The sequence below is a fragment of the Vreelandella sp. EE27 genome (genome assembly GCF_968206495.1).
The window spans coordinates 1,729,141-1,750,175 of record NZ_OZ309109.1; the positions used below are offsets into that span (position 1 = coordinate 1,729,141).

Annotated in this window: 18 protein-coding genes; 14 read left to right on the forward strand and 4 right to left on the reverse strand. The window is 60.6% G+C overall.

From position 1 onward, the window contains the following. Positions 1 to 1,080, forward strand: a complete 1,080-nt coding sequence (locus ACWHVV_RS08350; RefSeq protein ID WP_447928918.1) for a hypothetical protein — start codon at positions 1 to 3, stop codon at positions 1,078 to 1,080. Here the strand turns inward: ACWHVV_RS08350 and xthA are convergent, their stop codons facing one another. Together xthA and ACWHVV_RS08360 are read right to left on the reverse strand one after the other, a co-directional pair. After that, on the reverse strand, positions 1,081 to 1,908 hold the full coding sequence (xthA, locus tag ACWHVV_RS08355) for an exodeoxyribonuclease III (protein WP_447928919.1): 828 nt from the start codon (positions 1,906 to 1,908) through the stop codon (positions 1,081 to 1,083). Next, positions 1,908 to 2,156 carry a hypothetical protein gene (locus ACWHVV_RS08360; RefSeq protein ID WP_447928920.1) on the reverse strand — a complete coding sequence of 83 codons (249 nt, stop codon included), beginning with the start codon at positions 2,154 to 2,156 and terminating at the stop codon, positions 1,908 to 1,910. Before ACWHVV_RS08360 ends, xthA begins: the two co-directional genes overlap by 1 nt. Positions 2,157 to 2,302: 146 nt before the next feature. On the opposite strand from ACWHVV_RS08360, the gene ACWHVV_RS08365 reads away from it, so the two are divergent. Together ACWHVV_RS08365 and dinG are read left to right on the forward strand one after the other, a co-directional pair. Further along, entirely contained in the window at positions 2,303 to 3,577 is a 1,275-nt protein-coding gene (locus ACWHVV_RS08365) for a DEAD/DEAH box helicase (protein WP_447895885.1), read from the forward strand. Between the two features lie 5 nt (positions 3,578 to 3,582). Next, positions 3,583 to 5,712: an ATP-dependent DNA helicase DinG gene (gene dinG, locus ACWHVV_RS08370; RefSeq protein ID WP_447928921.1), complete on the forward strand. Its 2,130-nt coding sequence runs from the start codon at positions 3,583 to 3,585 to the stop codon at positions 5,710 to 5,712. A gap of 104 nt (positions 5,713 to 5,816) precedes the next feature. On the opposite strand, the gene ACWHVV_RS08375 is transcribed toward dinG, so the two are convergent. Further along, positions 5,817 to 6,884 carry a 3-deoxy-7-phosphoheptulonate synthase gene (locus tag ACWHVV_RS08375; protein ID WP_447928922.1) on the reverse strand — a complete coding sequence of 356 codons (1,068 nt, stop codon included), beginning with the start codon at positions 6,882 to 6,884 and terminating at the stop codon, positions 5,817 to 5,819. Positions 6,885 to 7,476: 592 nt separating this feature from the next. On the opposite strand from ACWHVV_RS08375, the gene rpoE reads away from it, so the two are divergent. The 11 genes from rpoE (at position 7,477) to acpS (ending at position 18,239) form a co-directional block, all read left to right on the forward strand. Further along, the gene (gene rpoE, locus ACWHVV_RS08380; RefSeq protein WP_447528644.1) at positions 7,477 to 8,076 is read left to right on the forward strand and encodes an RNA polymerase sigma factor RpoE; all 600 of its coding nucleotides are present in this window, start codon (positions 7,477 to 7,479) and stop codon (positions 8,074 to 8,076) included. A 261-nt stretch (positions 8,077 to 8,337) separates the two neighbouring features. Then, on the forward strand, positions 8,338 to 9,093 hold the full coding sequence (locus ACWHVV_RS08385) for a sigma-E factor negative regulatory protein (RefSeq protein ID WP_447928923.1): 756 nt from the start codon (positions 8,338 to 8,340) through the stop codon (positions 9,091 to 9,093). Between the two features lie 36 nt (positions 9,094 to 9,129). Beyond that, positions 9,130 to 10,110: a MucB/RseB C-terminal domain-containing protein gene (locus tag ACWHVV_RS08390; protein WP_447928924.1), complete on the forward strand. Its 981-nt coding sequence runs from the start codon at positions 9,130 to 9,132 to the stop codon at positions 10,108 to 10,110. 155 nt (positions 10,111 to 10,265) lie between these two features. Continuing rightward, positions 10,266 to 11,687, forward strand: a complete 1,422-nt coding sequence (locus ACWHVV_RS08395) for a DegQ family serine endoprotease (RefSeq protein ID WP_447928925.1) — start codon at positions 10,266 to 10,268, stop codon at positions 11,685 to 11,687. A gap of 259 nt (positions 11,688 to 11,946) precedes the next feature. Continuing rightward, positions 11,947 to 13,761, forward strand: a complete 1,815-nt coding sequence (lepA, locus tag ACWHVV_RS08400; RefSeq protein WP_447528648.1) for a translation elongation factor 4 — start codon at positions 11,947 to 11,949, stop codon at positions 13,759 to 13,761. A 15-nt stretch (positions 13,762 to 13,776) separates the two neighbouring features. Continuing rightward, entirely contained in the window at positions 13,777 to 14,580 is an 804-nt protein-coding gene (gene lepB, locus ACWHVV_RS08405) for a signal peptidase I (RefSeq protein ID WP_447928926.1), read from the forward strand. A 40-nt stretch (positions 14,581 to 14,620) separates the two neighbouring features. Beyond that, complete coding sequence (gene rnc / locus ACWHVV_RS08410) at positions 14,621 to 15,316, forward strand: ribonuclease III (RefSeq protein ID WP_447928927.1); 696 nt, start codon at positions 14,621 to 14,623, stop codon at positions 15,314 to 15,316. Continuing rightward, the gene (gene era, locus ACWHVV_RS08415; protein WP_447928928.1) at positions 15,313 to 16,212 is read left to right on the forward strand and encodes a GTPase Era; all 900 of its coding nucleotides are present in this window, start codon (positions 15,313 to 15,315) and stop codon (positions 16,210 to 16,212) included. Before rnc ends, era begins: the two co-directional genes overlap by 4 nt. A gap of 11 nt (positions 16,213 to 16,223) precedes the next feature. Next, entirely contained in the window at positions 16,224 to 16,916 is a 693-nt protein-coding gene (gene recO, locus ACWHVV_RS08420; RefSeq protein WP_447928929.1) for a DNA repair protein RecO, read from the forward strand. A 108-nt stretch (positions 16,917 to 17,024) separates the two neighbouring features. Next, positions 17,025 to 17,858 carry a pyridoxine 5'-phosphate synthase gene (gene pdxJ, locus ACWHVV_RS08425; RefSeq protein ID WP_447928930.1) on the forward strand — a complete coding sequence of 278 codons (834 nt, stop codon included), beginning with the start codon at positions 17,025 to 17,027 and terminating at the stop codon, positions 17,856 to 17,858. A 3-nt stretch (positions 17,859 to 17,861) separates the two neighbouring features. Next, entirely contained in the window at positions 17,862 to 18,239 is a 378-nt protein-coding gene (gene acpS / locus ACWHVV_RS08430) for a holo-ACP synthase (protein WP_447928931.1), read from the forward strand. Here acpS and ACWHVV_RS08435 read toward each other — a convergent pair. Next, the gene (locus tag ACWHVV_RS08435; protein ID WP_447928932.1) at positions 18,236 to 20,950 is read right to left on the reverse strand and encodes an ATP-binding protein; all 2,715 of its coding nucleotides are present in this window, start codon (positions 20,948 to 20,950) and stop codon (positions 18,236 to 18,238) included. The two genes, acpS and ACWHVV_RS08435, sit on opposite strands and share 4 nt — an antisense overlap. Between the last annotated feature and the right edge of the window lie 85 nt (positions 20,951 to 21,035).

Consider the following 21,035-nt stretch of genomic DNA (forward strand, 5'->3'; position numbering starts at 1 on the left):
ATGAAACGTTTAGCGCTTTTGATGTTTAGCGGCTGGGTCGCCTTTGCCCAGGCGAGCGAGCCGTTGCCAGGCGATATCATTCAGGATTTAAACGCGCTGCAAAGCGAACTCTCGAACGCGGTACAGTCTGATGAAAGCCGCCTGGAAAGTGTCGCTGCCCGGGCTACCCGGCAGGCAGAGCGGCTGCAAGGCGGCAACCGTTCGGATCAGTGGGCAAGCGCGCTTTACTTTCAACTAGCGGCGGGGGCGTTGTCGCGTCAGGGTAACGCTGAGGCCGCGGCGGACCAGTTGGCTCGCGCCCGGACACGCAGTAGTGTAAGCGCCGAGCAGGCTAGCCGGTGGCTTCGCGAGGAGGCCACGCTAAGGCGCGCTGCCGGGCAGCGCGTTGAAGCCATCGCGCTCTACGAGCAGTGGCTTTCAAGCAACAGCGACCGTCAGATGAGCTGGCATCTGGTGCGCCTGCTGGCTGGGAACGACCAGTGGGACGCCGCCGCCGAGCGCCTGACGCCGCTTTTGGAGCAGCAGGATTCGCTCGATGAGGCGCAGCAGACGCTAACGCTGAACGTACTGCGCCGCGCCGAGCAAGATGGCCAGGCGCTGGGTTGGCTGTTGAACGGCCTTAACGTAGAAAGCAGCGCCGATGAGTGGCGCCAGGCCGCCGGACTTGCCCAGCAGGCCGGGCAGGCGGGTATGGCCGCAGGGCTTTGGGAAATGGCCTGGCAGGTGGGGGCGTTTGAAAGTAACGAGGATTTCAATACGCTCGTCGAGCTGCATATGGCCGGGGGAACACCGGCCAGGGCCGCCGAGCATTTGGAGCAGGCGCTGGAAGCAGGACGCCTGGCGCGCGACGAGGCCACCCTGCGCCGTCTGGCTCGCGCCTGGGACCAGGCCAAAAACAGCCAAAAAGCGCTGGATGCCTGGCAGGCGCTTGCCAAACAAAGTGGGCAGAGCGAGGACTGGCGCCGCTACGGTCAGCTCGCCTATGCCTGGGGCGATGAAGAACGTGCCGAGCGCGCCTGGCAGCAGGCTCAGGCGCTCGGCGATGAAGAGGCCGGTGAGTGGCTTGCCACGCTGCGCTAGTTAGTTTGCAAGCGTCAGCGAAAAGTCGCTCCAGGTCGGGGCGTGGTCTGAAGGGCGCTCCATGGCGCGCAGTTCGTAGTCGATGCCTGCGCCGGTGGCCGTGTCGGCAAGCGCTCTAGTGACCAGAATATAGTCGATACGCAGCCCGCGTTTTGGGTCGCGATCAAACGCCTTGGAGCGGTAATCGAACCAGCTAAAGTGCTCGGCATCCGCCGGGTGGCAGACCCGGTAGCTGTCCTTGAGACCCCAGGCCTTGATGCCCTCGAGCCACTCGCGCTCGATGGGTTGAAAGCTGGTTTTGCCCTCGCGCAGCCAGCGCTTGCGATTTTGCTCACCTATGCCGATATCCCGGTCTTCCGGCGAAATGTTGAAATCGCCCATGATGGCCAGGCGCTCGTCGGCTTTGTGATGCTTGTCGAGCAAGTGGGCGAGCTGCTGATAAAAGCGCTCCTTGTGCGGAAACTTCACAGGGTGCGAAATACTCTCGCCCTGGGGGAAGTAGCCGTTATAAATCGTGACCGGTTCGCAGTTTTCGTCTTTTAGCGTGACACTGATCATGCGCCGTTGGGCGTCGTCTTCATCATCAGGGAAACCGTAGGTGACCGACGCCGGCGCCTGGCGGCAGAGCATCGCCACGCCGTAGTGGCCTTTTTGCCCATAGTAAACGACGTGGTAGCCCATCGCCTCGACCGCCTGTAGGGGAAACTCGCTATCCTGTACCTTGGTTTCCTGAAGCCCGATCACGTCCGGCGCGAGGGTATCGATAAGCGCCTGCAGTTGATGTAAGCGTGCCCGAATACCGTTGATGTTGAACGAGACCAGGCGCATCAGGTGTCATCCCCCGGCGAGGGTTTGTCCTTGCTGTCGGGATGGATCTCGATGGACTGACCCTCTTGCTGGCGGGCCAGCTTGCGCACCGCTTGAAGCTTGCGCTGCTGCTGCTTCTTGGCCACGAACCGGCGCGAAGAAGTGACCTGGTCGGGGTTATCCTTGCGCCACTTTTTGTAATCTTTACGCCGGCCGGTACGAATGGTGACTTTATCCGCGAGCGAGCGGGTTTTTTTCTTACGCGTCATGTCGCGCTCCTTCGTTAATTTGGCCGTCATTCTAACAGGCAAGCGGGTAGGGAACACGCCAGGGCGCGCTCTTATTGCGATGCCCTGTGATATACTACGCGCGTCGTGATGCCTAACATCCACCGTAATGGACAGATAGAAAGCCTATGAGCGAGTCGGAACAGACCACAGCATCGGCCCAGAACCGCAAGCCCAAGCGCCGTCGCCGCAAGCCGCGCCGCCGCCAATCCGGCTGGGACCTTCGTCAGTTTCAGGTGCCCGCCGTGGCCGGTAAGTGGCGCTTTCATGACTTCGATTTGCCGCTCCCGCTGATGCGTGCCATTCACGCCCAGGGGTTCGAGTACTGCACACCGATCCAGGCCGAGGCGCTGCGCCAGACGCTATTGGGTGGCGATATCGTTGGTAAGGCACAAACGGGCACCGGCAAGACCGCGGCCTTTTTGATGTCGACCCTTGCCTACTTTTTGGAAGAGCCGGTTCCCGATGGCCAAAAGCCGGGCGCGCCCCGTGCGCTGATCATTGCTCCTACTCGGGAGCTTGCGCTACAGATCGAGAAAGACGCCAAGGCTCTGGCCCGCTTCACTCAGTTGAACGTGGCCAGTGTCGTCGGCGGTATGGATTACCAAAAGCAGCGCGAAAGCCTGACCGGTAACGTCGATATTTTGGTCGCGACCCCGGGTCGGCTGCTGGACTTCCATCAAAAGCGTGATATCGACCTTTCCGAGGTCGAAGTGCTGGTGCTCGATGAAGCCGATCGTATGCTCTCGATGGGGTTCATCCCGGACGTGAAGCGCATCATTCGCTACACGCCCAAAACCGAGCAGCGTCAGACCTTCCTTTTCTCGGCGACCTTTACCGACGATATCCTGAGCTTGGCCAGTCAGTGGACGGAAAAGCCCGCCCATGTCGATATCGAAGTGACCGTCGACAACCAGGCGGATATCGACCAGCGCGTCTATATGGTCTCCGATGACGATAAGCAGCAGCTTTTAATCAAGCTTTTGGAGCAAGAAAGCTTCGAACGCGTCATGGTATTCGGCAACCGCCGTGACCTGGTGCGCAAGCTCGATTCCGCGCTGAGAAAGGCAGGCGTAAGCGTGGCGATGCTCTCCGGCGATGTGCCGCAAAATCAGCGCATCACTACGCTCGAGGAGTTCCGTGAAGGCAATATCCAGGTGCTGGTAGCCACCGATGTGGCCGGCCGCGGCATCCACATCGAAGATGTGAGCCACGTCATCAACTACACCTTGCCCGAAGACCCGGAAGACTACGTTCACCGCATTGGCCGGACCGGCCGGGCCGGGGCCAAGGGTGTATCGATCAGTTTCGTCGGCGAAGAGGATGCGTTCTCGCTGCCCGAAATCGAGCGCTACATCAACGGCAAGCTACCCTGCGAGCATCCGCCGGAAGGCCTGCTGTAACGGCAATGCTGGATAACGAACTCAAGTCGAGTATCCAGGAGGCGTATCGAAAGGTCGTCGAAAACCTTTCCCTTACGCCGCGCTACGGCCAGCGACTGATGATTGCCGAAATCGCCCGCACGCTGGGCGATATCGAGGTCGACGACGAGGGCAAGCGTAAAAGTGATCGCCACGTTTGCGTGCTGGAAGCGGGTACCGGTACCGGTAAAACGCTGGCGTATCTGATTTCGGCACTGCCCGTGGCCAAGGCCCAGGGTAAGCGCCTGATCGTCTCGACGGCCACGGTCGCGCTTCAGGAGCAGGTGCTCAACCAGGACCTGCCGGCACTTGCAAGCCACAGTGGGTTGGCCTTCAAGTATGCCCTGGCCAAGGGGCGCGGGCGCTACGTCTGCGTGGCACGCCTCGACCAGGCCCTGGAAGGCGTCGAACCCAACCCGACGCATTCGCTTTTCGAGCAATCCCTGGCCGAGCAAAGTAGCGATTTTACCTTGCTGGCCACGGATATGGCCGAGGCCTACGGCAGCGGCAAGTGGGAGGGGGACCGGGATAACTGGCCGGTAACCATCGACGACAGCCATTGGCGGCGGTTAACGGTCGATCACCGCCAATGCACTGGGCGCCGCTGCGGCCACTTTGGCGCCTGTGCCTTCTTTCGCTCGCGCCGGGAACTCGAAAACGCCGACATCATCGTGGCCAACCACGACCTGGTGCTGGCGGATTTGGCGCTCGGCGGTGGCGCTATTTTGCCAGACCCCGCCGAGTGCATCTTCGTGTTCGACGAAGGCCATCACCTGCCGGATAAGGCGCTTTCCCACTTTGCCCACCGCTTCGCCGTCAACGGGTGTCTGCGCTGGCTGAAAACGCTGAAGTCGAGTCTTTCTGAGCTCAATACCGGCCTTGGCGGGCAACCCACTATTGCAAGACTTTTGGCCGGGTTACCCGAGCTGCTCCACACGTTGGAGCCCGCGCTTGGCGACGTATTTAGCCTTGGTTATCAATTAGCGGGACGTGAGCGGGGTCTGGGGGATGAGGAGTCCCTTCACCAGTTTCGTTTCGAAAAAGGTGAGCTTCCGGCAGCGCTCAAGGAGCAAGCCGGCCAGCTTCTAACGCTGTTTGCTACCCTGGCGCGAAATCTTGAAAGCATTAGCGATATTCTGCGCGAAACCCTGGATCCGGATAAGCAAACCGGGCTTGAACGGGAGCAGGCCGAAAGCTGGCTGCCGTTGATGGCGCTTTTGCATGGGCGAAGCCTCGAGGCGCACGCCCTTTGGCAAAGCATGAGCGAGCAGGACGCGCCGAACGCACCGCCCAGTGCGCGTTGGATCACGCTGAGCCAACCGACGGGGGAGCCGGAAATCGAGTTTTCGGCAAGCCCGGTATCGGCGGCGCATACGCTGGCCAAGCACCTTTGGGGGCGTTGCCATGGCGCGGTGGTGACCTCCGCCACGCTGACCGCACTTGGGCGTTTTGACCGCCTGCAGGAGCGGGCCGGGCTTGCCAATCGCTACCGCTATCAGGCGCTACCCAGCCCCTTCGACTACGCCAATGCAACGCTTCGTGTCCCCCGGGAGGCCACCGACCCGTCGGATCGCGAAGGCCACGAGCGCGCTATCGTCGAGTTTGTCAAAAAACTGGGGGAGCGCGAAGCCGTGCTGGTGCTGTTCTCCTCGCGGGCTCAGCTGCGCGCCGTGGCAAAAGCGCTGCCCGCGGCGGTGCGCGAGCGCGTGCTCGCCCAGGATGAGCTGCCCAAGCGTGAATTGATAGAGCGCCACCGCGCCGCGGTGGACCGCCGCGAGGGAAGCATCATTTTCGGGCTGGCAAGCTTTGCCGAAGGAATCGACCTGCCGGGCCACTACCTGACCCACGTGGTCATCACGCGGTTGCCTTTCGCGGTGCCGGACGACCCGGTCGGCGCAACGCTTGCCGAGTGGATCGAAAGCCAGGGAGGGAACCCGTTCATGCGCATCAGCGTGCCGGATGCCTCGATCAAGCTGGTGCAGGCTTGCGGGCGCTTGATTCGTAAAGAGAGCGATGAAGGCGTAATCACGCTGCTGGACAAGCGGGTCATCACGCGCCGCTACGGCCAGGCGCTGCTCGACGCGCTGCCGCCGTTCAAGCGTGAGATAAGCCCCTAAGGCGGTCAAAAAGGAATGGGGATGAGCAGGGGCTGAATCCGGAAAGCCCAAAAGTGAAAGGCTCGAAATGAAACGCCCCGCGGTTTGGCCGCGGGGCGTTTTGATTAGCGCTTGGCGAGCACCGGGGCGAGCTGGTCGTTCATCTTCTTGAAAGCTTCTTCCGTAGTAGCCCAGTCGATGCACGCGTCGGTGACCGAAACGCCGTAGGTGAGCTTGCTCAGGTCATCGGTAAGCTTCTGGTTGCCCCAACCGATGTTCGACTCGACCATCAGGCCGATAATCGACGTATTGCCTTCGAGAATCTGGTTGGTGACGTTTTCCAGTACCAGCGGCTGCAGTGCGGCATCCTTGTTGGAGTTGGCATGGGAGCAGTCGATCATGATGTTGGCCGAAAGGTTGGCCTTGGCGAGCTCTTTTTCGGCCAGCGCAACGCTAACGCTATCGTAGTTGGGCTTGCCATTACCGCCGCGCAGCACCACGTGGCCGTAGGCGTTGCCCCGGGTGCGAATGATCGCCACCTGGCCGGCCTGGTTGATCCCCAGAAAGTTGTGCGGGTTGGCGACGGATTCCAGCGCGTTGACCGCCACGTCGAGGCTGCCGTCGGTGCCGTTTTTGAAACCGACCGGGCATGAGAGTCCAGAAGCCATCTCGCGGTGGGTTTGCGACTCGGTGGTGCGCGCCCCGATGGCCGACCAGCTGATGCAGTCCTGAAGGTATTGCGGTGAGATCGGATCCAGCGCTTCGGTGGCCAGTGGCAGGCCAAGTTCGGCAAGATCCACCAGCAGCTTGCGCGCGGTGTGCAGGCCCTCGTCGATTTCAAACGAGCCGTTCAAGTGCGGGTCGTTGATCAGTCCCTTCCAGCCCACGGTGGTGCGGGGCTTTTCAAAGTAAACGCGCATGACGATATAGAGCGAGTCGCTGACCTCGTCGGCCAGCGTGCGCAGCTTGCGCGCGTAGTCGAGGGCGGCGTCCACGTCGTGAATCGAGCAGGGGCCGACGACCATCAAAAGGCGCGGGTCGCTGCCGTCGAGGATGTTCTGAATGACCCGGCGACCTTCGACGACGGTTTTTTCGGCTTTCTCGGTCAGCGGAACGGCGCTTTTCAACGCTTCCGGTGTGGTGAGAACGTCCTGAGCCAGGACGTTGAGATTGCTAACCTCTTGATCTGACATGATGCTACCTGTGTGGGGCGGTGGGCAAAAAGTGGGCCCTACTATCGCGCGTTAAGGGAGCAAAAATCAATTGTTACGGAACCATGCTAAAGCACGTAGTGTCTGCCCATGGGTTCTGGGCCGCGCGGCAAGATGCTTGATGCGCCAGGCATAACGCGTAACACTACGCACAGTGGCACCTCGTTTACTTACACTGGCCGAAGATGATGGTAGGCCTTGCCCCAGGCGATTGGTGTAAGACGGCGCCGCATAAGGCTGGCGCAAGCCCTGGTTTCAATAGAGGGCTTCGATAGATAGTTACATGAGGCGGGTGTAAGAAATAGCGATTAGAAAAGGTTACAAGGTATAGCGGTTGCCCAGAGGTGGCCGCTATACCGGTTTATTGCGCCGGACAACGGCGTAGGGTCAAAGCCACCCTTCAAGCGCTTGTCATCGAGCGGCGAGGCAAACTGACTTGTTATCTTCTTTGTTAACGACCGTTTTTACTAAATTTTGCCCAAGGGACGCTATGTTGCATGCTGTTAATGCCCGGTTAGGAGGGCGAAAAGAATCAAGGCTCGGCACGGGGTGTTCGAGCGAGAGGGGCGTGTGAATGGGCACTCGTGAAACAGACCAGCAGCTTGTGGAACGTGCCCAAAAAGGCGATACGCGCGCTTTTGATCTACTGGTTAAAAAATATCAGCATAAAATCATCGGTTTGATTGGCCGCTACGTGCACGACCACGCCGAGGTGCAGGACGTGGCGCAGGAAGCGTTCATCAAGGCGTATCGGGCGCTGGGTAAATTTCGCTCCGAAAGCGCGTTTTATACCTGGATGTACCGTATTGCGATCAATACGGCAAAAAATCATCTGGTCTCTCGCGGGCGCCGCCCGCCGGGCAGCGACATGGATATCGTCGATGCCGAGGTGCTCGACCAAAGTGGGCGGCTGGCGGATAGCGAATCGCCGGAAGCGTCCATTGCCCGCGACCAGCTCGAAGCCGCGGTGTACGAGGCAATCGAAAAGCTGCCCGACGATTTGCGCACCGCCATCACGCTTCGCGAGCTCGACGGCTTGGCTTACGAGGATATTGCTCAGGTCATGCAGTGCCCGGTGGGCACGGTACGCTCGCGCATATTCCGGGCGCGGGAGGCGGTGGACGAGCATATCCGCCCGCTGGTGAGCACGGCGCGTAACAGCCGCGACGATTAGAAATGGCGCGTTTGAGCAAGGCGTAAATTAGCAGTGATTTGATTTTTTAGTGAACTGTCAGTGGCTAAAGGCGTCATAAGCGTTGACCAGTTTGGCCAGCTTTAAAAGGCAAGTATGATGCGCTGCCGGGTTTTTCAAGCGACTTTGTAAGCAGCTGGCGGTGCACATAAAACTCAAGTTTTGGCCTGTGGAAACGCTCGCGGCCATACACATAAATGTTGGCTTGTGACGTTTTCTAAACACAGCGTGAGGGTGTGAAGTATGAGTTTAAACACACGGGAATCACTTTCGGCGTTAATGGATGGTGAGAGTGACGAGCTTGAACTGCGCCGGGTGTTAAAGTCGTTACCCGAAGAGGCCGGTGCGGCCGATACGTGGCGGCGCTACCACTTGGCACGCAGCATGATGCAGCGCGAGCGCTCGGTCGATGTAAGCGCCGATCTTTCCGCCGGTATCATGGCGCGCCTTGAGAGCGAGCCTGCGCCATTGCTTGGTGAGCAGGATGTGGAGCAGCAGTCTGTAACGGCCAAGCCCGGCCGGGTCTCTTTTGCCCGGGGTGCGGGCGTGGCAGCGGCTGTCTCGCTCATGGTGATTACCGGCGTACAGTTTTTGAATAGTAACGGTAATCCTTCCGAGCCGCAGGGTGCCACAGACTTGGCCGCCGCGCCTGCCAATAGCGGGGCGCAGGTCCAGCCGGTGAATCTCGCCGCAGGCAACGCCATGCCCGCAACGGACATGCCAATGTTCGAGCCCACCGCCTTTCGTATGAACGGTCAATCCGGTGGTAACGGTTTCATGAACGTTAGCGAGTCCGGTTTTGGCGGCGCTCAGGCGCCCTCGGTTTCGACGGCAGCGCAAACGTTCTCGAACCAAGGCAGTGCCATCGACGCTGATCAGATTCGTCTGCTGCAGTCTTATCTCGAGCAGCACGCCCAGGGCGCCGCGGCGGGTAGTGGCGACAGCTGGATGCCGCTAATGCGCTCATCCTCCGTTGCCGAGCCGCTGGGCCAGCGCTAAACGCGTTCAGACCAATCGGAGTATTCAAGGGTGAACGTGAGCAGCGATAAAGACGTGTGGTTGCAAAAACTTTTGATCAGTTCCGGTGTTATCGCGATGGGCGCGCTTTCTTTTGCCGCCCAGGCAAGTGATGAGCCCGCCGGACAAAGTGCTCGCCCATCCTGCGACACGCCCAGGCTAACCCAGGCCCCAGAGGGCATCGAGCAGTGGCTGGTGCGCAGTATGCTGGCCAGTCACTGTTTCGAGTACCAGGCCCGCGCCGTTTCTATCGACAGTATTGGCGTTCGCACACTGGCACTTTCCCACCGTGTCCAGGATGGGGTTCGCCAACAAGTCGTGCAGCACCTGGACGGTCCTTCCATTAGCGTCGAACGGCGCTCCCAGGCAGGGCGGCTTGCCTGGTCGCAGCCGGAACAAGCCGGTTTCGATATCGACTCGACCCCGGAGGCCTGGGCGGAGCACGTCGAGGCCTATTACGACGTTACGCTGGAAAACGAAGAGCGCGTTGCCGGACGTGTTGCCTCGCGGCTGCAGTTCGAGCCCCTCGACGATAATCGCTACGCCCATACCTGGTGGGTGGACGAAGAAACGGGGCTTTTGCTCAAGCACGAGCTAAGCGATGCCCAGGACCGCGTCGTCGAAACCTTCCAAATGACCCAGCTACAGTCGCCGGAACTCTACGACGGCCCGCTAATGGAAGAGGGCGCCCCGGCCAGCGAACAGCCCCCCTGGCAGGTGGGTTGGTTGCCCGAAGGCTTCGTTCCTCAGCCCGCCGAGATCACCAGCGATAACCCGTTAGCCCAGCGCTTTTATAGCGACGGGCTTTCATCGGTTAGCGTCTTTGTCACCGAAGCGGACGATCAAGCCCTCGAGAAAGGGGCTTACAGTTTGGGCGTGTCGGCGGTGGCCATCGAGTTAATCGAGTCTGAGGATACGCGCTGGCAATTGGTCGGCGTTGGCGAACTGCCGGTTGCCCAGGTGCGGCGCATCGTTCAGTCCATCGAGCTTGACGAGTAGTATTTCTTTTGGTGACGTTGGGTGTTTGACGACGTTTGATAAGACGGATTTGCAGGCCTTTGAAACGCGCTTTAAAGCAGGGCATTGGCCTGCTTGTCGGCTCTTCGAGCCAATTCCTTCCCCGGTTAGCAGTTGTTTGATTAGGAGCTTTATCCATGAGGCGCTTGGTTGTTTCCTACTCGCTTTGGCTATGCCTTGCCACGCTATTGGTGTTCGGTCAAAGCGCTTACGCGCAGAACCTTCCCGATTTTACCGAGCTGGTCGAAGATGCCGCCCCGGGCGTCGTCAACATATCGACCAGCCGAACGATTCAGCGAAGCGGTCCCGATATGCGTGGCTTCGGTGGCCAGGATATCCCGGAAATTTTCCGCCATTTCTTTGGTGACAACTTCCCATCGCCCCCGGGCCAGGGCGGGCAAGGCGGTCGCGAGCGTAGCGAAGAGCGCCAGTCCCTGGGGTCGGGGTTCGTGATCAGCGCCGATGGGTTTGTCTTGACCAACGCCCACGTGGTGCAGGATGCCGACGAAATTCTGGTGCGTTTGAACGATCGTCGTGAGCTCGAAGCGGAGCTGATCGGTAGCGACACACAAACCGACGTCGCGCTTTTAAAGATCGACGCCAACAACCTGCCGGTACTCAATCTGGGCAACTCCGATGATCTGCGGGTCGGTGAGTGGGTGGCCGCTATTGGCTCGCCCTTTGGTTTCGATCACTCGGTAACGGCGGGAATCGTCAGCGCCATCAATCGCACGCTCCCCCGCGATGCCTACGTGCCCTTCATCCAAACTGACGTCGCCATCAACCCCGGAAACTCCGGTGGGCCGCTTTTCAACCTCGATGGCGAAGTCATTGGAATCAACTCCCAGATATTTACCCGCAGCGGTGGCTTCATGGGACTGTCGTTTGCGATTCCGATCAACGTCGCCATGAACGTCGCCGATCAACTGCGTGAAGATGGTCACGTCAATCGTGGCTGGCTTGGGGTGATGATTCAGCCGGTTTCCCGGGATTTGGCCGAGTCCTTTGGCATGGACGATGCAATTGGTGCACTCATTGCCGACCTGGACCCCCAGGGCCCAGCCGCCGAGGGTGGCCTGCAGGCCGGCGATGTGATTACCGCCGTCAACGGCGAAGAAGTCGATCGTTCCAGCACGCTGCCGCGTTTGATCGGCCGGGTAGCACCTGGCAGTGACGTAACGCTCACCCTGATGCGCGACGGCGAGCAGGTCGAAGAGACCGTCGAGCTGGGCGACTGGCCCGACGCGGGGCAAGAAGGTAACGCCAATCGCAGCGACGAGCAGGTGCGTTTGGGCGTCAGCGTCGGCGAGGTGGAAGCCGAGCTCAAGGAGCGCCTGAACATTAGCGGCGGCGTGGAAGTGCGCCAGGTTGAGTCAGGCAGCGTGGCCGCCGACGCCGGGCTACTTCCTGGCGATATCCTCGTCAGTGTCGATCATCGCAGCGTTTCCAGCGCCGAGGAGCTCGAAAGCATCGTCGAGGAGCTTCCCAGCGACCGGGCTATTCCCATTCGTCTCTATCGCGAAGGCCGCTCGCTGTTCGTGGCGCTTCGCCTTGAGTAGGCAGTGGTTCAAAGCCCGCGCGTAGCGGGTGCGATCAAAACGCCCCGGCCTGTCCGGGGCGTTTTGCCAAGTGGCAACGGTCAGGCGCGTAACGATGTAAACGGGCGTTTGAATGCGCCGCGGGCAAGGGGTGAGATTGGAATGAACATAGCACCCACGTCTTGCTAACGGTACAATGCGAACAAATTTTTAATGCGACTATCTGCGCCGCTTGGTAAATCGTTCAGAGTTGCGACCTCATACCGGATTTAAACGGCTAATGACCCAAGAAAACACCAGTAAAATTAAGCACATACGAAATTTTTCGATTATCGCTCACATCGATCACGGCAAATCCACGCTGTCGGATCGATTGATTCAAACCTGTGAGGGGTTGACCGAGCGCGAGCTCAAAGAGCAGGTGCTCGACTCGATGGACATCGAACGTGAGCGCGGTATCACCATCAAGGCGCAATCGGTCACGCTCAATTACACCGCCGCGGATGGCCAGGTGTATCAGCTCAATTTCATCGATACGCCGGGCCACGTGGACTTCTCCTATGAAGTATCCCGCTCGCTTTACGCCTGCGAAGGCGCGCTTTTGGTGGTCGACGCCGCCCAGGGCGTCGAGGCGCAGTCGGTGGCCAACTGCTACACCGCCATCGAGCAAGGCCTGGAAGTGCTGCCGGTACTCAACAAAATCGACCTCCCCCAGGCCGACCCGGACCGGGTGGCCCAGGAAGTCGAAGAAATCATCGGCCTGGACGCCACCGACGCCTGCCAGGTATCCGCCAAAAGCGGTATCGGTATCGATGCGCTGTTGGAACGGCTGGTGCGTGACATTCCGCCGCCCAAGGGCGACCCGGACGGCCCGCTTCAGGCGCTGATCATCGACTCCTGGTTCGACAACTACCTCGGCGTGGTTTCTTTGGTGCGCCTTTTCGACGGCACGCTCAAAAAGGGCGACAAGATTCGTATCAAGTCCACCGGGCGTGACTGGAATACCTCGGAAGTGGGGATTTTCACGCCGCTTCGAAAAGAGACCGGTGTGCTGCGCGCCGGCGAGGTGGGCTTCATCGTCGCCGGCATCAAGGAAATTCACGGCGCGCCGGTGGGCGATACGATCACCCATACCAAAACGCCGGACGTTGCGCGCCTGCCGGGCTTTCAGAAGGTGAAGCCCCAGGTCTACGCCGGCATGTTCCCGGTCAGCTCCGACGACTACGAAGACTTCCGCGACGCGCTGGAGAAGCTCGCCCTCAACGATGCCTCGCTGGATTACGAGCCGGAAAATTCCGACGCCCTGGGCTTTGGCTTTCGGGTCGGCTTTCTCGGCACGCTCCACATGGAAATCGTTCAGGAGCGCCTCGAGCGCGAGTACGACCTGGACCTTCTGACCACCGCGCCCACCGTGGTCTACGAGCTCGCCATGAAAAACGGCGACACGCGCTATATCTCCAACCCCTCGAAGCTACCCGACATGGCCGACGTCGAGGAGATGCGCGAGCCTATCGTTCGGGCGAGCATTCTGGTACCCCAGGAGTTCGTGGGTAACGTGATCACCGAGTGCGAGCAGCGCCGCGGTTTCCAGAAGGACATGCAGTTTCTGGGCAGCCAAATCCAGCTCAGCTATGAGCTGCCCATGTCCGAAGTGGTCATGGATTTCTTTGATCGCCTAAAGTCGATCTCCAAGGGCTACGCGTCGCTGGAATACAACTTCGAACGTTTCGAAGAGGCCAAGCTGGTGCGCCTGGACGTGTTGATCAACGGCGATAAAGTCGACGCGCTGGCGGTGATCATTCACCGCGACCATGCCCATTCCCGCGGTCGATTGCTGGTCGAGAAGATGCGCGAGCTGATTCCACGCCAGATGTTCGATGTGGCGATTCAGGCGGCCATTGGGGGGCAGGTCGTGGCGCGCTCGACGGTCAAGGCTCTGCGCAAGAACGTGACCGCCAAATGTTACGGCGGCGACGTGAGTCGTAAGAAAAAGCTATTGGAAAAACAGAAGGCCGGTAAGAAACGGATGAAGCAGGTGGGGCGTGTCGAAATTCCCCAGGATGCCTTCCTTGCTGTGCTCAAGGTCAACGACTAGGAAGACGACACCCTCATGGATTTTTCACTACTACTGGTACTGGCCGTCGTAATTACCGGGGTCATCTATTTACTCGATGCCCTGTGGTTTCGCTCGCGACGCAAAAAGCGGGTGGTCAATGCCGAGCAAGCCGCAGACGATGGGCTGGACCCCGCTACCCGCGAGAAGCTCGAAAAAGAGCCCTGGCCCATCGACTACGCGCGCTCGCTTTTTCCCGTGCTGCTGGTCGTGCTGGTGGTAAGAAGCTTTATTGTTGAGCCCTTTCAAATACCGTCGGGCTCCATGCGGCCCACCCTGGAAGTGGGCGATTTCATTTTGGTCAATAAATTCGCTTACGGGCTGCGCCTGCCGGTCGTCCACGAGCGCTTTGTCGAAATCGGCGAGCCCGAGCGCGGCGAGGTGATGGTGTTTCGCTTTCCCGACGAACCCTCGGTGAATTTCATCAAGCGCGTCGTCGGGCTGCCAGGCGACCGTGTTCGCTACGAAGGCAAGCAGCTTTACATCAACGGCGAGCCGGTGGCCAAGACGCTCGTCGAAGAGGGGCCCAGCGCATCGCCCCAGCAGCTCCTATTAGAAGAGCGGCTGGGACGCATGAGCCACGCCATTTATAACAACCCCCGCGATCCGGGTCCGCAAATGGGTGAAGTGATCGTGCCCGAAGGCGAGTACTTCATGATGGGGGATAACCGGGACCAGTCCAACGATAGCCGCTATTGGGGTTTCGTACCGGAAGAGAACATCGTCGGCCGCGCGTTTGCCGTGTGGATGCACTGGGACGGCGGTTTACCCAGTTTCTCAAGCGTAAGGCGGATCGAATGAGTGGGACCACCCAGGTTAACGTCGAAGACGTAGGAGCATCGTGAGTAATTCCTTGAACGCTTTTTGCCGACGGATCGGCTACACCTTTAGCGATGACATGCTGCTGGAGCTAGCCATGACCCACCGAAGTTATGGTGGGCGTAACAACGAGCGCCTGGAATTTCTGGGCGACTCCATCGTGAACTTCGTCATCGCCGAGGCGCTGTTTCAGCGCTTTCCCCAGGCGCGCGAAGGCCAGCTTTCTCGCCTGCGCGCGCGGCTGGTAAAAGGCCAGACCCTGGCCGAGCTTGCCCGTGAAATGGCCTTTGGCGAGTGTTTGCGTTTGGGGTCCGGCGAGATGAAAAGCGGCGGACACCGGCGCGAGTCGATTCTGGCCGACGCGGTCGAAGCAGTGATTGGCGCGATCTATCTGGACGCCGGTATGGAGGCGGTGCGCGAGCGCGTAATGGCCTGGTACTCGGACCGTTTGGAAAGTACCTCGCTACAGGACACCCAGAAAGACCCGAAAACTCGTCTACAAGAGTTTTTGCAGTCGCGTCAGGCGGCGCTTCCGCGTTATGAAGTCGTTTCCGTCAAAGGCGAAGCCCACGCTCAGACCTTTACCGTCGAGTGCTATATCGATCTTTTAAACGAGCATACGACCGGTAAGGGCCCCAGCCGGCGCCACGCAGAGCAGCAAGCCGCCGAGCAAGCGCTCACCCATCTTGAAAAAAATCCTGGAGACCACGCGTCATGAGTCAAACCTGCGGCTTTGTGGCCATTGTTGGGCGGCCTAACGTAGGCAAATCGACCCTCATGAATCGCATACTGGGGCAGAAAGTGTCCATCACCTCGCGGCGCCCGCAAACCACGCGCCACCAGGTCATGGGCATCAAAACCGTCGATGAAACCCAGTTCATCTATGTCGACACGCCAGGCATGCACATCATGTCGAAGGATCGCAACAAGGCGATCAATCGCTTCATGAATCAGGCCGCCACCCAGGCACTGCGCGATGTGGACTGTGTGGTCTTCATCATCGACCGTACGCGTTGGTCTGACGAGGACCAGGCGGTGCTTGCGCGCCTCGAGCACGTCAAGGCGCCGGTGATCCTGGCGGTCAACAAGGTAGACCGCCTACAGGACAAGGCCTCGCTTCTGCCCTGGCTTAGTGAAGTCGGCGCGCGGCGCGACTTCGCCGCCGTCATTCCGATATCCGCCAAGCACGGCACCCAAGTGGATACCCTCGAGGAGGAGGTCGCCAAGTACCTGCCCGAGAGCATTCACTTTTTCCCGGACGATCAAATTACCGATCGAAGCCTGCGCTTCATGGCCGCGGAGCTGGTGCGCGAAAAAGTCATGCGCCAGTTGGGTGACGAACTGCCGTATCAGATGACCGTGGAGATCGAAGAGTTTCGCGAGACCGAGCGCATCACCCACATCAGCGCGTTGATTTTGGTCGAGCGCCAGGGCCAAAAGGTGATTTTGATCGGTGAGAACGGTGACCGGCTCAAGAGCATCGGCCGCGAGGCACGCCTGGACATGGAGCGCACCCTGGGGACCAAGGTCATGCTCAATCTGTGGGTGAAGGTCAAGCGCGGCTGGTCCGATGACGACCGCGCGCTGAAAAGCCTGGGGTACGATCTCGATTGAGTGCAGGCGCGATGGCCGAACCCGCCTTTTTGCTCCACCGGCGCGCGTACCGCGAAACGAGCGCCCTGGTGGATCTACTCACACTCAATCACGGGCGTATCCGGGCGGTGGCCCACGGCGGCCAGCGCCCGGGCTCTAAATCCCGCCAGCGGTTGCAGCCTTTTACGCCGCTATTCGTGGCCTGGCGTGGCGAGCGTGATCTCAAGCGGCTGACGCTAATGGAGTCGCGCGGGCATACCGCGCTATTGGCCGGGGAGGGGCTTCTGTGTGGGCTTTACGCCAACGAGATCGCCACTCGGCTATTGCCGCTGGAGCTGGCCGCCGAAGAAGTATTCGCCTTCTATAGCGCGCTGCTCGATGCGCTGCCTACCCCGGCGCGGCGTGGGCTGGCGCTGCGTCGCTTCGAGTGGTCGCTGTTGGAGGCGCTCGAAGCCACGCCGCGTTTCGTGACACCGGGTGGCGAGGCGCTGGACCCTCAAGGGCGCTATCGCTTCGATGCGCAAAGCCGCGCCTTCGTGCCCTTCGAGCAGGGCATCGAAGGGCGTGTGCTGCGCTATCTTGACCAGGGCGATTGGGAGCCCGAAGGCCTGGCCGGGGCGCTCAAAAAGGTGATGCGCGCCGCGCTCGCCCCGCACCTGGGCAGCAAGGCGCTGCGCTCGCGGGAGCTGATGCTCGATTTGGCTCGCCGCCGGGCGCGGGTTTAACCCGGCTACCTTTCGCCATCAATCGCCATTGAACGCTTTCAACATTTTGTTAATAGATAGCCGCTCAGCGCGGCTATCGAAACGAACGACCTCGCACTGGAGAGCGCTATGCACCCACCGCGGATTTTACTCGGTGTCAATATCGACCACATCGCCACGCTACGCCAGGCTCGGGGGACGCGCTACCCCGATCCAGTACAGGCTGCACTGCTTGCCGAAGAGGCCGGGGCGGATGGCATCACCGTGCACCTGCGCGAAGACCGCCGCCACATTCAGCCCCGTGACGTGCGCCTGCTTGCCGAGGTGCTCAATACGCGTATGAACCTCGAGATGGCGGTGACCGAGGAGATGCTCGCGCTTGCCGAAGAGCTGCGCCCGGCCCACGTTTGCCTGGTGCCGGAGAAGCGCGAAGAGCTAACCACCGAAGGCGGGCTCGACGTGGCGGGGAATTTCGAGCAGGTCCAGGCCGCCTGCCAGCGCCTGGGTGAGGCCGGTTGCGACGTGTCGCTATTCATCGACCCGGATAGCGCGCAGATCGACGCCGCTCACCGCGCCGGTGCGCCGACCATCGAGCTTCATACCGGGGCCTTTGCCGAGGCGGTAATGGGCTCGCAGGCGGCCAATGACGAATACGCGCGCTTGAACGCGGCCGCGGTGCAGGCGGTATCGCTTGGGCTCGTCGTCAACGCCGGCCACGGCCTTCACTACCACAACGCCGAAGCCATCGCGGCGCTGCCCGGCGTCAACGAGCTCAATATTGGCCACGCGATCATCGCGCGGGCGCTGTTCGTGGGCTTGAAAGAGGCGGTCGCCGAAATGAAGCGGCTGATCATCGCCGGCCAGGAGGCCGGGCTGATGGCCGCGCTGGATAGCCACGATCACGAACATGAGCACGCCCATGATCATGACCACGACCATGAAAACGGCTGCTGCGGACACTAGGCCGTGATTGTCGGTATCGGGTCGGACATCGCTCGGGTCGCGCGCTTTGAAACGGCGATCGAGCGTCACGGCGAACGTTTCGCCGCACGTATTCTGGGCACGGACGAACACGCCCGCTGGTTGGAAAAAAACCGCCCGGTGGCGTACCTCGCCAAGCGCTTTGCCGCAAAGGAGGCGTTCGTCAAGGCGCTGGGGCTGGGGCTTCGCGCCGGCATGCAGTGGCGCGACATCCAGGTGCTCAACGACGCCCTGGGCAAGCCCGCGCTTACGCTAAGTGGCGAAGCGCAGCGGCTTTTCGAGCAAAGCGGCGCGCAAACGGCGCATATCACGTTAAGCGATGAGGCCGAGTATGCGCTGGCGTTCGTGGTGCTGGAGCGCTAGCCCGGCGTGTCGCGATACCTCATGAGCGTATCGATCGCGCTTAAAAACGCCTGCACCGACGTTGCGAGGGCGGCGCTGCTTGTCGTTTCCTGAGTCGCCAGGTGATCGCGCAGTGCGCTTTCAAGCGCGTCCGCCGCTTCGCCAAGCGCCGGCGTGCCGCAGTAGCGGCACGCGCCATTCAAGGCATGTGCCTCCTCTAAAAGCGCCGCGTCATCTTGTTGGGCGAGCGCTTCTTCAATACGCGTTTTGGCCGCGGGCAGGCTCTCGATCAGACGCATCAGCTGGGTAACGGCCAGCGCCTCGCTGCCCCCGGCCAAACGTTTACCCCGGGCCAGGTCGACCGCGAGCGGCGCTGTTGAATGGTCATCGGCCGGCGCGTGCCCGGCGCTTTGCAGCGCCGACTGGCTTGTGTCTTCCAGGGTCATGTCTAAAAAGCGCTCGAATAGCCGGTGCAGCGCGGCCTCGTCGACGGGTTTGACCAGTACGTCGTCAAAGCCCTGGGCTAACCAGCGCTGGCGCTTTGCATCCGGGGCCTGGGCGGTCACCGCGATGATCGGACAGCGTGACCAGGCGCCTTTCAAGCGTCTCAAGGCGTGGGTGGTTTCGACGCCGTCCATGCCTGGCATACGAATATCCATTAGCACCAGATCGAAGGGCGCCGCCTGGGCGTATTCAAGCGCTTGCTTACCGCTAGCCGCCAGGGTGATGTGTATCCGCTCGCTCTCTAAAATGGCCTTGAGCAGCGCCCGGTTGGGGGCGTTATCGTCGACGATGAGTACGTCCAGCGCCTGGCGCTCGGCCGGCGGCTCAACCGCCAGGGGCGGCACCGTGGGCGGGTCGAGCAAATGCGCCAGTGCGTTGATCATTCGCTGGCGGGTAATCGGCTTGCTGACGATATCGCCGCCGTAGGGCATGTGCCAGGTCGTGGTATCCGGCGGCGGGCCGAGGGCGAGTATCAGCGTGGGGCACTTTGCCTGCTCGATCACCGCTTGCCAGTAGGCCTGGCGCTCGTCGATGAAGTCGGCAGGGCCCAAAGCGAGTATCAAAAGCGCTTCGTCACCGGCATCGACAAACGAGACCGGCTGCGCGCCCCAGTTCAAAAGCCAGTTCTCCAGCGCAAAGCGGCTAAGGCGGTGGGGCTCGTGTAGACGCACGGCTTTGTGGTTCAAATCGAGCGGGGGAACTTGCGCTGTCGCGGCATGCGCCTGCAGCGCCAGGGTGAACGTAAAGCACGCGCCCTGGCCCTGGGCGCTTTCCACGCCTATTTCGCCGCCCATGCGCTGGACCAGCTGGCGGCATATACTAAGCCCCAGGCCGCTGCCGCCGTACTCCCGGGAGTGGCTGGGCGATGCCTGGGTAAAGGCGTCGAAAAGCCCTTGCTGCTGCTCGTCGTTCAACCCGATGCCGGTATCGGTCACGCTGATGGCGAGCACGACGTGCTGACCCTCTTGGCGCTCGAGGCTGGCGCGCACGATGATTTCACCTTCGCAGGTAAATTTCAGGGCGTTACTGATCAAATTGTTGAGGACCTGCTGGATTCTCAGCGGGTCACCGCAAAGCGGCGTGGGAATATCGTCGTAGGCAAGCCCCACCAGGTGAAGCTCTTTACGCTGCGCCTCCGGGGCGTTCAGGCCGATCGCTTCGTCCACTACGCTTGCGATATCGAGCTCGCGCTCTTCCAGGGTCAACTGGTCGGCTTCCAGTTTGGAGAAGTCGAGCACGTCGTTGACCAGCACCATGAGGTTTTCGCAGGCACAGTGAACCTGGCCAAGCCACTCCTGTTGGCGCGTATCCAGCGGCGAGCGGCTCAGCAGGCGGCAAAACCCGATAATACCGTTGAGCGGGGTACGGATTTCGTGGCTCATGTTGGCGAGAAATTCCGACTTGGCCGCGTTGGCCTTGAGGGCGCTACGGTGGGCCAGGTCGAGCTTGATACTCTGCTCCTCGACGGTTTCTATCGATTCGTAGAGCTCCTGAGTGGCCTGTTCGATCTGGCTTTGCATATCGCGGCTATAGTGCTGAAGATGCTCGCCCAGCACGTTGATGTTTTTTCCCAATTCGTTGAACTCGCTCACCTCGTGCATGGCCAGCGTGCGGCCGTAGTCGCCGTGGGAAAGCCGGTAAAGCGCCTGGTTGGCGCGCTCCAACGGTCGGATGATCGAGCGGCTGATCGAAAGCGCGGCGGAGAGCAGCAAAAGCCCCAGTAAAATGGCGCCAAAGCTTAGGGTAGCGATCAGTTTGTAGCGCTCCAGCGTCAGCGCCCGGGTGTTGACCTCGGCTTCGAGCCAGCGGCCGCTCCCCGAGTCCCCGCCGGTTTCGGGTCCGGCGTAGGCGGTTAGCGGCATCTGCAAACGCCAAACGTCCTGGTCTTGATTGAGACGCGTAGTGCGAGGCACGTTCAAGCGCTGGGCGGCGGGCATCGGGCGGCCAAGCATCAGCACCCGATTGCCTTGCTCGTCGTAAAGCGATAGCGCGCGCAGGTTTTTGTACTCCATCAACTGGCGCGACAGGCGCTCCAGGCGCGGCTCGTCCCCTTCGGCCATGGCATCGTTCAAGTCCGGCGCGAGTATTTCGCTGGCACTCACTAAACGCTCGGTGAAAACGCGTTGCTGAGTCGTACCGTTTTGAAGCACCAAAAAGACCGCCATGGCGGCATAAACCAGTAGCGGAATGCCCAATAGGGCCAGCAGCAAGCGTGTATTCAAGGACATGTAAGAAACTCATTGATTCGATGGGTTGCCTGTCCAGCCACAGGCAGCCCCGATATAATGCCGTATAAAGGTGACGATAAGGAAC

Excerpts from the sequence above, each read along its gene's own strand:
- ACWHVV_RS08350 (WP_447928918.1), top strand. The coding sequence starts at position 1 with ATGAAACGTTTAGCGCTTTTGATGTTTAGCGGCTGGGTCGCCTTTGCC.
- xthA (WP_447928919.1), bottom strand. The coding sequence starts at position 1,908 with ATGCGCCTGGTCTCGTTCAACATCAACGGTATTCGGGCACGCTTACAT.
- ACWHVV_RS08360 (WP_447928920.1), bottom strand. The coding sequence starts at position 2,156 with ATGACGCGTAAGAAAAAAACCCGCTCGCTCGCGGATAAAGTCACCATT.
- ACWHVV_RS08365 (WP_447895885.1), top strand. The coding sequence starts at position 2,303 with ATGAGCGAGTCGGAACAGACCACAGCATCGGCCCAGAACCGCAAGCCC.
- dinG (WP_447928921.1), top strand. The coding sequence starts at position 3,583 with ATGCTGGATAACGAACTCAAGTCGAGTATCCAGGAGGCGTATCGAAAG.
- ACWHVV_RS08375 (WP_447928922.1), bottom strand. The coding sequence starts at position 6,884 with ATGTCAGATCAAGAGGTTAGCAATCTCAACGTCCTGGCTCAGGACGTT.
- rpoE (WP_447528644.1), top strand. The coding sequence starts at position 7,477 with ATGGGCACTCGTGAAACAGACCAGCAGCTTGTGGAACGTGCCCAAAAA.
- ACWHVV_RS08385 (WP_447928923.1), top strand. The coding sequence starts at position 8,338 with ATGAGTTTAAACACACGGGAATCACTTTCGGCGTTAATGGATGGTGAG.
- ACWHVV_RS08395 (WP_447928925.1), top strand. The coding sequence starts at position 10,266 with ATGAGGCGCTTGGTTGTTTCCTACTCGCTTTGGCTATGCCTTGCCACG.
- lepA (WP_447528648.1), top strand. The coding sequence starts at position 11,947 with ATGACCCAAGAAAACACCAGTAAAATTAAGCACATACGAAATTTTTCG.
- lepB (WP_447928926.1), top strand. The coding sequence starts at position 13,777 with ATGGATTTTTCACTACTACTGGTACTGGCCGTCGTAATTACCGGGGTC.
- era (WP_447928928.1), top strand. The coding sequence starts at position 15,313 with ATGAGTCAAACCTGCGGCTTTGTGGCCATTGTTGGGCGGCCTAACGTA.
- recO (WP_447928929.1), top strand. The coding sequence starts at position 16,224 with ATGGCCGAACCCGCCTTTTTGCTCCACCGGCGCGCGTACCGCGAAACG.
- pdxJ (WP_447928930.1), top strand. The coding sequence starts at position 17,025 with ATGCACCCACCGCGGATTTTACTCGGTGTCAATATCGACCACATCGCC.
- ACWHVV_RS08435 (WP_447928932.1), bottom strand. The coding sequence starts at position 20,950 with ATGTCCTTGAATACACGCTTGCTGCTGGCCCTATTGGGCATTCCGCTA.